This is a genomic window from Candidatus Nitrotoga fabula, from assembly GCF_905221025.1.
GTDB classification, from domain to species: Bacteria; Pseudomonadota; Gammaproteobacteria; order Burkholderiales; family Gallionellaceae; genus Nitrotoga; species Nitrotoga fabula.
Genome location: NZ_CAJNBL010000034.1, coordinates 74,975 through 86,719 on the forward strand (window position 1 = coordinate 74,975; position 11,745 = coordinate 86,719).

The window sequence follows — 11,745 nt, forward strand, 5'->3', positions numbered from 1 at the left end:
CCTTGCAGCAATGCTTGCAAGAACAGGCACATTATTAAACATTTTGTAAGCTTGCTGAAGTTTATACGAATAATAATGTAAATGGTTCTTCTTTGCAATATTTTTATTGAATAAATAGTACATTATTTTATTCTGCACAGTCTGTGCGGTACCGCACAGACATGGATTTTGTATACCCTGGGATACCATTTAGAATGGGGCGGTAATGAGATTATTTTATTTCCCGGCTCAAGTCGCTGGTGACCAGGAAAGGCGCAGCTGTCATTGCTCTGGGGTAGTAGAGGTGCAGGATTGGCTCTAGATGTTTATCCCTGTATAAATGATTAGCTGACATCCAGAACCGATCGTTTTAATGCCGGGTTCATGAATAAGGGTGGAAGGGATACACCCCGAAGCGTCAATCCGGAGCGCACATTACTACACCTTCGTTGATCCATCCGCGAGACGTGACCTCCAGAATGGCTTCCTGGCTGCTGGTAATGCGATGATTGGAGTCTATGCCCCTGGCAAACCCGTTGTTGTAGGCTCGGTAGACCGGCGTGGTGCCTGTGGGGCAGATCCCGCCAATTCCGCTTGTGGTCGGCAGGGTTGAATCAAAATCCAGGCTTTCAAAATTCCAGCGTTTCTCTGTATCCGGGGTATTGGCCTGTAATTGCTTGAGGAGTTCGCATTCCGGGCCGGCCAGGGTATAAAAATGCGCGTTGGGGCCGGGGGTCATACTGCCATAGAAGCGGCAGACAGGACTGCTGCCCCCTGATTTGAAACTATTTCCGGTGCGGATCCATCCAGGGCCGGCGCTTCCGTTCTCGATGGCAGTTGCCTCGGCTGCGTCGGCAGTAATGAAGTAGTGGTCAAGGTGGGCGTGGTAGAATTCAGCAACGGGAAGCCCATCCATGTTTTCCCCGCGGTAGCGCTCAATCAGGCCACCGGTATTTAAATCCGGCAATACTGACTGACTGACCATGATCCAGCGGTTTTTTTTATCGATTGAAAAATCCTTCAGGATATCTGTGGTTAGGCTGCTGTGTGCAATACCATTGATGCCAAATGCAGGGTCAGCCAGACCATCAGGGGACAGCTTGAGCAGTGTGGTACGGTATAGTTTCTGGTCTTCATGAGGATATTCCAGCCCGGCAGCAATAATGCCGTTGTTGCGTGTAAGGACAGAACCGACATATGTATATTGTTCGGCTAGCGGAAGAAACAAGGTGCCATCATGGCCATAGGAAGCGTCCAGCACGCCGTTGACGGAATAGCGTGCGGCGATTACTCCTGATTGATGGGGAGACTGTGTGGTTGAAATTCCACGTCCGATCGCAAGAATTTTTCCATCCGGCAGTGCGGCCAGAGAACGAAGTTCAACATTCAATCCGAAATGCGTAAACAACTGCCCGAGGTTGAACGTAAGGTCATGGCGGCCATCCGGGAGCAGACGCTCCATGCAAATGCCCGGATTTGCAAACGAATCCGCATAAAAAACCCCTTGATCTCCGCTAACGATGATGCTGCCATCCTGCTGTAGCAGCAGCGCATAACCCAGGGCGTCGCAGCGTGAAGAGACTGTTTGTCCGGCATTGAAGCTGGCATCACGCGTGCCGTCCGTATTAAATCGTGCAAGTTTCCAGTTGAAGATGCGTGCACGTGTAATGCTGGTCGTACCCAGCAGAAGCATCTTGCCGTCCGGCTGCACTGCAATGGCGTAGCCGCCATAGAAATCACCTGCCTCGACAAAACCTTTGCCGTCAAGCGTGGTGTCCAGTGTACCGTCCGTATTTAACCGGGCAAGGGCGCTGACCTGTACCGAGGGCTGGCCGCTGCCGCTGATGCACGCCGGAGGAAAGTACATGACGTTTGTGCAGGGCTCCTGTGCCGATAATGCAAGCAGAATTTTGCCATCAGGCTGCAGGGCAACCATGTTGATCGCGTCATTGCCGCGTACTGAAAAACGGGATTCTCCGTGTACGCCAAAATCGGTATCCGGTGATCCATTTTCATTAAAGCGGCGTACAGACAGTTCAGTGCCGGTCAGGCCACCTATTTGTACGAAACGCGTTCCCGTTACAATCATTTTGCCATCGGGTTGCACTGCTGAACGACCGATCTGCGCTTGTTGCTGTCCGGTATGGAACGTGATACGACCATCCCCATCGAAATTTATGTCTGGATCCAAAGGTGCTGCGCTGATTTTTATTGTGACAAGGGATAAAATACAGGTCAGTGCAATAAAACCGGTCAGCCATTTTGATTGGCATGCTATGTCGTTATTCATTGCATCTCCCGTGTATGATCGTCTTGTAAAAACAGAAAGAATGATTGGTTATTTAATAAATAATATTGTTGATTGTAAATAGAGATTTTCAGTAGGTCAATGAAGTTTTTCTTTGGGGTTGCTCATGTTCGGATCAGGCTGGAAGAGTGATTTTTAATCTGAAATTTCTGGCCAGTGGTCATTTTGCGTTTCGATTTTTGTAACATAAAATATGATTATAATGATGTATATTAATAAGTAATGTGCATGTTCGGAATATGTTTTGGTAGTTTAATGATTTAGGAAAGTGGATGGTTAAAAGGTTGTCCAATCCTTTTGATTTGCTTGTGTTGTGTATTTTATTCTTTATGCGTTTTTGCTAAATCAGGACTTTCAGTTTCAATCCGGTGGTAGCGCAAGCAGAGATAACGTGAATTACATTTAGTCTGAGACGGAACAAAGCGGTGGATGTGCCTGATGTGATCAGAGGCGGAATTCAGTCGAATGTGTCCGCAAATCCATTTGTTTACAAAACATGGCAATCGAAGCACAGGGCCAGATTGAAAATCACGCCAACCATTCTCAATGGGTGAATTCCGCTAGTGTCTCCCGATCAGTAGGAGCAGGGAAATAGAGTAGCACAGCAGGTTTCGCCGCTGGCTACCATTATTTCCAGTTTATATTTGCGACCGGAAGATATGAAATACCGGTTTTTCTGCCGCAAATATCTTGTCTGTAATTAAGGAAAGCAGGTTTACTCACAAGAGAAGAAGACCGATATAATTCAGTATCGGGAATAGAACATGAATGAACGCTTTTTAGGCTTGCAGGTCAGGAATATCATGGGGCCAAGACGTGGTTTTCCAGGATTCTGTGCTATTTTTCTGTCCAAAAAATCAAAAAATTGAGCCAAAGAGTTTCCATATACCAGAAATTTTTGAAAAATGTTTTGAAGCCACGCTCCGGGATGGTGTTTTATGTTTGTGTCCACGGTTTGGCGTATATGGTCGCTGTTATTGTGAATTTTTATATGGCCACGGTGGATGTGGTGTATCTTGTTAACCATGTGCTGCATTATGCGGATTCTGGTCTATCCGGAGAGTCGCGCAAGCTGCTTCATGAGCAGACCATCTTGCATGAGGTGAAAGTGGCGGATAGCTAACTGCTTGCCATGTTCATGCTGATTTTTTCTCTTGGAAGGTATGAAATGTTTGTTAGCGACATTAATGAGATGCACGGCAGCAAGTTTCCAGCAAAATTCTGTGATTACGAATCTGGTCGGCCTTAAGGTATGGCTGGCCAAGGTAATCCTGATGATATTGATGGTTACTTTTTTTGAAGAGGTTTAAGCATGGATGTGTCGTCCCTCGCTTGATCTTCTTGGTCTCGGCTGCGCTGTTGTCGCTCTCACCGGTGCTTCCCTGATTCTGAAGCACAAGTCTGAAGACCATGGGAAAGGTAGTCATGGTTTTTTACAGTCAAATAGTAATCTGACGATGGTGCGGATGCACGGTTTTTAACCCATTTTTTATATATGGCAGTGTTCATGAAATTCCGTATTATTCCTGTTACTCCGTTTATGCAAAACTGCAGCGTGCTCTGGTGCGAAGAAACCGGTCACGGTGCGGTAGTGGACCCAGGTGGCGACATTTCAAGCATTCTTTCAGTTGCTGAAGAATGCGGGGTAACCCTGGAGAAAATTCTGGTGACGCATGGACATATTGATCATGCCGGTGCTGTGGTGGAACTGGCTGAAAGGCTTGGGCTTCCGGTCGAGGGGCCGCAACGTGAAGACCGGTTCTGGATCGACGGCATGCCGGAGCAAAGCAGCAAGTTCGGATTTCCCGCGGCACGGCCATTTACTCCGGATCGCTGGCTGGAACAGGGGGATGTCGTGCAATTTGGCAACGTAAAAATGAATGTGCTGCACTGCCCTGGGCATACGCCGGGCCATGTCGTGTTCTTCCACGAGCCGAGTCGCCTGGCCATTGTCGGCGACGTGCTGTTTAAAGGATCAATCGGCCGGACCGATTTCCCCAGAGGAGATTTCAATACGCTGATCGCTTCCATACGTGGCCGACTCTGGCCACTGGGTGATGATGTCGCTTTCATTCCTGGCCACGGGCCGATGTCGACACTTGGCAATGAACGGCGTAGCAATCCTTATTGCGGGGACAGATGTGCTCCAGTTTTACAGGATGATCGCGGCTGATCAGTGGGTGTACGACCACGGCACAGAGGTAGTGGCGGTTCTGCCGGAAAAACCAACATACATCCGCCGTGCGTGTGCGCAGATTAACACGTACACGCAGTACAACGTATGATAAAGTGATCTGATCTTTAGGCTAGCACAATGGTGATGGCTAATATTATGCCACCAAACATGCACCCGAAAAATACGATGCGGTCTGGATTGATTTTGGCCGCTCTTTCCATGAATTTCTCCTTTTAAATTGCATGTGCAGGATGAAATCATGATACGGATGGTACTGGGTCATGAGATGAGCTAGTTTCGTGCTTCTCAGGTTATATATTGCGCGAGGGCAGATTCCAGCATTTTTTGGACAGCTTCTCTTAATGTCGCAGGTGCGATTACTTTTACTTCGGGACCGTGCCTCAGAATATCCATCAAAAGTTCCCGTGGATCGGAATAGGGAATTTCCAGAAAATAATTTCCATCCTTTTCAAATCCTGAGCGCTGTTCTGGATGCCATTGCTCTGTGGAAACCCAGCGTGCCCGTTCAGGGGTAAAGCGGAGCCTGGCCCAGTTTATCCCTGAACCGGAAAATATCCCATAACCTTTTTCAAGATGTTCTTTCAGATCCTGTTGTGATAGTTCAATGGCAGACACTTCCATCATCCGTGCACAACGGATCGCATCAATGGAAAAACTGCGTACATCTTCCCTAAGATGACACCATGCATCGACATACCAGTTATCCCGGTAATACAAGAGCTGCTGCGGGGAAATGGTGCGGGTATATTCCTGTCCGGTCTGGCGGTTGAGGTGCGTGATTTGTAATTGCTTACGCTGTAACGTTGCTGTGGCGACCGTTTCGAAACTGTGCAGTGGCAGGATGCGCCGATTGGCGGGCGCTAGTTTTATGCGAGTCTCAATTTCTTCTGCACGATACTCGGCACTGCCGAGCAAGGCTTTCAGGCGCGTCTGCAACGGAGCGATATGATTGCCCAGCAGTCCATTTCCTAGACTGGCGAGCAAGTGCTGCATGGTCAGCAAGGCATGTATTTCGGATGAATTGAACCAGAGCCCGGGCAATGCGGAAGATCGGGCACCGGAATGGTCTATGGCATATCGGTATCCTCCCGCATTCCGGTCCCATTCGATAGGCATATTCATGCGGTCGCGCAGATACTCAAGATCACGCTTGAATGTGGCCAGGGAAATTTCCAGTTCATTCAAAAAGGAAGATACTGGAACGACCCGGCGTGAATGCAGCATTTGTTCTATTTTATAAAAACGTTCAGTCCGGTCCATATGCAAACAATTTAAAGTTTTCCACGATACAATGATAGCTCACTCAGTGAGCGATATGTGCATAATAATGTTTGCAGGTATGGCCGAGATGCGTATCGATGCTGCCGACAGATTGCCGGGAAATGCTAAGAATGAAAAAAGTGTTGTTGCGGGAATGCTGGTTCGTGGCAGGGCAGCAACGGCTGGAAGGATATTGTGAAGAGTGGGGTGGTTTGTTTTTCTGGCTGTATGGATAGTATAAACTGAAGTGCGTCATGGTAAAGATTGACAGTGGAGAGTGGGTGATGTTAAGTTTGCAAATTAGCGCCGATTTGAGATACAGCTTGCGGGCGCTTTATAAATCCAGCTAAAGCGGGGAAAACCCGGTTTAGCCAAAGCTATCCGGGTTTTTTGTTTTGAACGGAGGAGCATGTTATGTCAGACCAATCTAATCAGGTAGAATATTTCTGCCAGCCTGAAACACTTGCCGTGCATGCAGGCATAAAGCGCAGCCAATTCAATGAGCATAGCGAAGCCATGTATCTGACTTCCAGCTTCGTGTTCGATAGCGCGGCACAAGCTGCTGCACGTTTTATCGGCGAAGAACCGGGCAACATTTATTCGCGTTTTACCAACCCGACGGTTAGCATGTTTGAAGAGCGTCTGGCCGAGCTGGAAGGTGCAGAGCAGTGTGTAGCAACCGCATCAGGGATGTCAGCGATTCTGGCATGCTGCATGGGTTGGCTAAAATCCGGGGATCATATTGTCGCTTCCCGCAGCATATTCGGTTCGACCGTAAACTTGTTTGGCACCATACTCAAACGCTTTGGCGTGGATACTACGTTTGTTTCTGCTACTGATGTAAGCGAATGGGAAACCGCGGTGTGTTCCGCGACCCGGTTGTTTTTCCTGGAGACTCCATCCAATCCCCTTACTGAAATATCCGATATCGCAGGCATTGCTGCTGTTGCGAAGCGACACAGTGTGTTGCTGGTGGTGGACAATTGCTTTTGCACCCCCATACTGCAGCTTCCGCTAAAGCTGGGGGCTGACATTGTGATTCACTCCGCAACCAAATATCTGGATGGACAAGGGCGCGTACTGGGAGGGGCGGTACTGGGCAGCAGGAAGCTGATGGAGCCCGTGTACCATTTTTTGCGAACGGCGGGACCGACCATGAGCGCATTCAATGCATGGATATTCCTGAAAGGCATGGAAACACTGAAGATACGCATGGATGCGCACAGCGCCAATGCGCTGTCCGTGGCACAATGGCTGGAGAAGCAGCCCAATGTGTTGCGGGTGTACTATCCTGGCCTTGCCTCGCATCCGCAGCATGAACTGGCGATGAGACAGCAAAAAACTGGCGGCGGAATTGTTTCGTTTGCAGTAAAGGGTGGCAGAGAGGAAGCATGGCGTGTGATCGATAGCACGCGCATCGTTTCGATTACGGCTAATCTGGGGGATACCAAAACCACGCTAACACACCCGGCTACCACAACTCATGCTCGAATAACACAAGAGGCCCGGGATGCCGCAGGCATTACTGAGAATTTGCTGCGTATTGCAGTCGGGCTGGAAGCGCCATGTGACATCCAGGCCGATCTTGCGCGCGGTTTACAGGCATAAGAGGTTTTCATTCGCACGGTCAGAGGGGATGATGTTTCCGGGCAAGGCGGGGTTGCCCCACAGAAGGTGGCATTCGCCCGGTCATGGAGAGATTTTTCAGGTCAATTATGTTTGGAAACGGCAGGAATGAAAATCTGGCAATGCAGGTTGGTAACACACTGGATTCATATGGCTGGATGCTGGCTATAGCTGAATCATGCACGGGTGGGGCAGTGGCCTGTGCGGTTACGGATATCGCAGGGAGTTCCGGATGGTTTGAACGCGGTTTTGTAACTTATTCAAACGACGCCAAGCATGAAATGCTGGACGTAAGCCAAGATACGCTGGCCCGCTGGGGTGCTGTAAGCGAGGCGGTAGTGCGTGAAATGGTGGCGGGAGCGCTGAACCATAGCCATGCTCAAGTGGCGCTGGCTGTCAGTGGTATTGCCGGCCCGGGGGGCGGCACGCCGGACAAGCCTGTGGGCACAGTATGGTTTGCCTGGGGAACTGGGGAGGGGCAACTTGTTACCCGTCTTTGTCATTTTTCCGGGGATCGTGCAGAGGTCCGTACGCAGTCGGTAGGCGTTGCGTTGCAGGGGGTTCTGGAGTTGCTGAACCAAGTGATCAGGGTGGCGTAAAGTCGTACCGGTACGGGAAGCCGCGATGACCCCAGGTTCTCTTCGGTTGGCTTCTGCAGGAAGGATATGGAAAACGATATAATTGCAATAATGCTACAAAATAACATTGTCCATCAGGAAATGGGCCTTTCGGTCTGGCTTTATGGTCTGTAGCCAGAATTATTATATAATGTATTTATTGAACATGGGATAACTGTATGGATGATAATAAAAATAAGGCGTTGGCCGCAGCATTGAGCCAGATTGAAAAACAGTTTGGCAAGGGCTCGATCATGCGTCTGGGTGAGCATGAGATTGCACGTGATATCCAGGTCGTATCCACTGGATCGTTAGGGCTGGATATTGCGCTGGGCGTGGGTGGTTTGCCGCGTGGCCGCGTAATAGAAATTTATGGGCCCGAATCTTCGGGGAAAACCACGCTTACGTTGCAAGTAATTGCTGAAATGCAGAAGTTGGGAGGCACCGCTGCATTTATTGATGCCGAGCATGCGCTTGATCCGCAGTATGCGCAAAAACTGGGTGTCAATGTAGGCGATCTTCTGATTTCGCAACCGGACAATGGCGAGCAGGCGCTGGAAATCGCTGATATGCTCGTACGCTCTTCCGCCGTGGACGTGGTGGTGATTGACTCCGTAGCGGCATTGACTCCCAAAGCAGAAATCGAAGGGGATATGGGTGATGCGCAGATGGGACTGCAGGCGAGATTGATGTCGCAGGCATTGCGCAAACTGACCGCCAATATCAAACGTTCCAATGTGACAGTGATTTTTATCAACCAGATCCGCATGAAAATCGGAGTAATGTTTGGTAGCCCGGAAACCACGACCGGCGGCAATGCCCTGAAGTTCTATGCATCGGTTCGGCTGGATATTCGCCGTATCGGGTCGATCAAAAAAGGCGAGGAAGTGATTGGTTCAGAAACTCGTGTCAAAGTGGTCAAGAATAAGGTGGCGCCGCCTTTCAAACAGGCAGAATTTGACATTCTGTATGGCGAAGGCATATCCCGTGAAGGCGAAATCGTAGAGCTTGGGGTAATGCACAAATTGATCGAAAAAGCGGGTGCCTGGTATAGCTACAAAGGTGAAAAAATTGGCCAGGGGAAAGATAATGCACGTGAATATCTGAAAGAGCACCCTGAAATGGCTGCTGAAATCGAGAGCAAGATTCGTGCTGCGTCTGGTGTGGTTGCGCTCAACAGCAGAATGGAAAGCAGTGCCGAAGAGGCCTGAACTAAATTTGTATGCCCGCGCGATTCAATGTCTGGCAAAGCGTGAGTACAGCCGCGCAGAACTTCGTGCCAGGCTTTTGACCCAGGTCGAGTCTGGCAGCAATGTGGATGAGGTTCTGGATGAGTTGGAAAATCGCGGCCGGCTTTCTGATTCTCGTGTGGTCGAGCAAACATTGCGTATCCGGCGTAGCCGATTTGGCATGCAGCGTATCGCTTTTGAACTGCGTCAAAAAGGCATAGACGAGAAACTGGTCTGTGAGGCGATGCCTGAACTGAAAGATTCAGAACTGGAAGTGGCTCGTGGTGTCTGGCAAAAAAAATTCGGTGTGTTTCCGGAGGACGACAGAGAGAAGGCAAGACAGATACGTTTCCTGCAGTCCCGCGGGTTTGCACAAGATGTGATTTTCAAAGTGCTACGGGGTATATGAGGATGGCTGTCAGACTGCTTAGCAACCGCGGAAGCGGAATCAATCCGAACAAAAGAGGGTACATGCAGGAAGTATCTGCAAGCGAGATAGTAAAAATCATGCCATCTCATCATAAAATAAAATACTGTTTGATGAGTATACTGTTAATATTAGAATAGCAGGGGATCAGTTTCCTTTCTGCAGAAGCAGTTTGATATCCTGTACGATGAATTCAACCCGCTGGTTGTATGGAGATAGCAGTACGGGCTTGCCGCCAGTGCCAATCAGGTAGGTGCCATCTGAATGATCCAGCAGGTAGCCATTTTTTTCGGCATGTTTCTCATAGCTGATTGCAAATGTATCGGCTGCCTTTGCAATAGCTTGGGCATCGCCGTACAGGCCGAGGAAAGATGGATGAAAAAATGGAACATATTTTCCCAGAACCTGGGGTGTATCGCGCTCCGGATCAAGAGTAACAAAAAGTACTTGCACTCTATCTGCATCCTTGCCTAGCAATCGCATTGCCTGTGCAAGGTCGGCCAGCGTAGTCGGACAAATTTCCGGGCAGTGGGTATAGCCAAAAAATAATACGACTACCTTGTCCTTGAAATCGGATAACTTCAGCACTTTGCCACTGGGTTCGGTGAGACGGAAATCCGCTGGTTTTTCATCATATCGCCAGCTGACATCGATTGCCTGGAATGGTGAAGGGGGAGGGGCTGGTCTTTCGCATCCTGTCAGTAGTAGTGCGATCAGTAGCGGAATCAGGCTGCGCATTGGTTTCCCTGTACGAAAATCAGTAATTATTTTTCCGATGAATGATTTTAAGGCTATCGAAATACGGTATAAAAAAGTATAAATATACGAATAGCATTCTGGATGGGCAGGTGGCAGTGGATTGCATGCAGGTGCGCACATTTTGTGCATGCTGGAATGAAATTCCAGGGGTGTCATAATTTAATTTTTCGAGATGTCCGTCAGCGTGCACGTTTCCCTATGCAGGCCTGGAGCCCTGACATGCAAAGTATTTCCAGGGACCGGTTGCGCATATGGATCAATTTACTATCCTGCAGGTGGGACAGTGCCCGGCTGACCGTTTCCAGCCGCAGACCGAGATAGCTGCCGATTTCCTGGCGGGTCATGCGCAACTGGAAGGAGGTGGGCGAGTAGCCTCCCTCTGCAAAACGCTGTGAGAGATTGAGCAGAAATGTTGCAAGGCGCTCTTCTGCGCGCATTGAACCGAGAAGCAGCATAATGTTCTGGTCGCGCACAATTTCCCGGCTGAGGATACGGTGCAGGTGCCGCTGCAGAGAGGGGAGTTCGCGGCTGAGATCTTCCAGTTTGCTGAACGGGATTTCGCATACTTCGCTATCTTCCAGCGCGACGGCATCACAAGTGTGTGCATCGCTGTTGATTCCGTCCAGACCGATGATTTCTCCCGCCATCTGAAAGCCGGTTGCCTGTTCGCGTCCATCTTCATTGAGTATCTGAGTTTTGAAAAAACCGGTTCGGATTGCATACAGTGCCTGGAATTTATCTCCGCTACGGTACAGGATGCTACCTTGGCGGTACACGCCCTTGCGAGAAATCAAATTGTCCAGTCGGGTTATTTCAACACTGTTCAGGTTGACGGGGAGACATAGTTTGCGCAAATTGCAAGTTGAACATGCTGGTTTTAAAGAATTTCCCGGAACAGGCTTGTGCATAGTCAGAACCCGTGAATTAAAGTATTAGGGTATGCTGCATTGTCAATGTGTGAAAAATTATAGGCACATTTTGACATATATCAAGACGTAAATGAGAAATTTATAGTTATTACCTGCATTGTTGTGGTTTTTTAATTTCCGTGAACCATGTTGGTAAAATAATTTATTGTTTTTAATGGTGTTTTTAAGGATGGTCGTAACTGAAAAAAGGCGAGATTGACTAAAGAGGCTGCGAGGTATGCCGTGCTGTGACTGCCGGTTAACTGATGCCTGTAGCAGGAACCGTGAAGCATGGCTTGGTTGCATTTGATTTTGAATCCTGGGAACCGGAGTCAGGGCGGTGGGCATGTAGAGATGGAATTAAGCAGAAAAGCGGCTGTATCCGGCCCCTTCCTGATGCATAGGTAATGATTACCCGAAGCGACCAGTGATGTA

11 protein-coding genes are annotated in these 11,745 nt (G+C 49.0%); 7 read left to right on the forward strand and 4 right to left on the reverse strand.

Annotation, left to right across the window (positions count from 1 at the left end; genetic code table 11):
* Positions 1 to 397 precede the first annotated feature (397 nt).
* Complete coding sequence (locus KJA68_RS08190) at positions 398 to 2,269, reverse strand: hypothetical protein (RefSeq protein WP_213036444.1); 1,872 nt, start codon at positions 2,267 to 2,269, stop codon at positions 398 to 400.
* 916 nt (positions 2,270 to 3,185) lie between these two features.
* On the opposite strand from KJA68_RS08190, the gene KJA68_RS10905 reads away from it, so the two are divergent.
* The 3 genes from KJA68_RS10905 to KJA68_RS08200 all read left to right on the forward strand — a co-directional run bounded on the left by KJA68_RS10905 (position 3,186) and on the right by KJA68_RS08200 (position 4,460).
* Entirely contained in the window at positions 3,186 to 3,410 is a 225-nt protein-coding gene (locus KJA68_RS10905) for a hypothetical protein (protein WP_246487115.1), read from the forward strand.
* A gap of 40 nt (positions 3,411 to 3,450) precedes the next feature.
* Positions 3,451 to 3,597: a hypothetical protein gene (locus KJA68_RS10915; RefSeq protein ID WP_246487120.1), complete on the forward strand. Its 147-nt coding sequence runs from the start codon at positions 3,451 to 3,453 to the stop codon at positions 3,595 to 3,597.
* 197 nt (positions 3,598 to 3,794) lie between these two features.
* On the forward strand, positions 3,795 to 4,460 hold the full coding sequence (locus KJA68_RS08200) for an MBL fold metallo-hydrolase (protein WP_213036445.1): 666 nt from the start codon (positions 3,795 to 3,797) through the stop codon (positions 4,458 to 4,460).
* A gap of 309 nt (positions 4,461 to 4,769) precedes the next feature.
* Here the strand turns inward: KJA68_RS08200 and KJA68_RS08205 are convergent, their stop codons facing one another.
* Positions 4,770 to 5,708 carry a helix-turn-helix transcriptional regulator gene (locus KJA68_RS08205; protein ID WP_246487116.1) on the reverse strand — a complete coding sequence of 313 codons (939 nt, stop codon included), beginning with the start codon at positions 5,706 to 5,708 and terminating at the stop codon, positions 4,770 to 4,772.
* Positions 5,709 to 6,158: 450 nt separating this feature from the next.
* On the opposite strand from KJA68_RS08205, the gene KJA68_RS08210 reads away from it, so the two are divergent.
* The 4 genes from KJA68_RS08210 to recX all read left to right on the forward strand — a co-directional run bounded on the left by KJA68_RS08210 (position 6,159) and on the right by recX (position 9,625).
* Positions 6,159 to 7,352: an O-succinylhomoserine sulfhydrylase gene (locus KJA68_RS08210; RefSeq protein WP_213036447.1), complete on the forward strand. Its 1,194-nt coding sequence runs from the start codon at positions 6,159 to 6,161 to the stop codon at positions 7,350 to 7,352.
* Positions 7,353 to 7,459: 107 nt separating this feature from the next.
* The gene (pncC, locus tag KJA68_RS08215) at positions 7,460 to 7,969 is read left to right on the forward strand and encodes a nicotinamide-nucleotide amidase (RefSeq protein WP_213036448.1); all 510 of its coding nucleotides are present in this window, start codon (positions 7,460 to 7,462) and stop codon (positions 7,967 to 7,969) included.
* A gap of 197 nt (positions 7,970 to 8,166) precedes the next feature.
* Complete coding sequence (gene recA, locus KJA68_RS08220; protein ID WP_213036449.1) at positions 8,167 to 9,198, forward strand: recombinase RecA; 1,032 nt, start codon at positions 8,167 to 8,169, stop codon at positions 9,196 to 9,198.
* Positions 9,182 to 9,625: a recombination regulator RecX gene (gene recX, locus KJA68_RS08225; protein ID WP_213036450.1), complete on the forward strand. Its 444-nt coding sequence runs from the start codon at positions 9,182 to 9,184 to the stop codon at positions 9,623 to 9,625. Before recA ends, recX begins: the two co-directional genes overlap by 17 nt.
* Before the next feature lie 165 nt (positions 9,626 to 9,790).
* Here the strand turns inward: recX and KJA68_RS08230 are convergent, their stop codons facing one another.
* Positions 9,791 to 10,381, reverse strand: coding sequence for an SCO family protein (locus KJA68_RS08230; protein WP_213036451.1), 591 nt, complete (start codon positions 10,379 to 10,381; stop codon positions 9,791 to 9,793).
* Between the two features lie 200 nt (positions 10,382 to 10,581).
* Positions 10,582 to 11,310 (reverse strand): fumarate/nitrate reduction transcriptional regulator Fnr, encoded by a 729-nt coding sequence (fnr, locus tag KJA68_RS08235; protein WP_213036452.1) that lies wholly within the window; start codon positions 11,308 to 11,310, stop codon positions 10,582 to 10,584.
* Positions 11,311 to 11,745 lie beyond the last annotated feature (435 nt).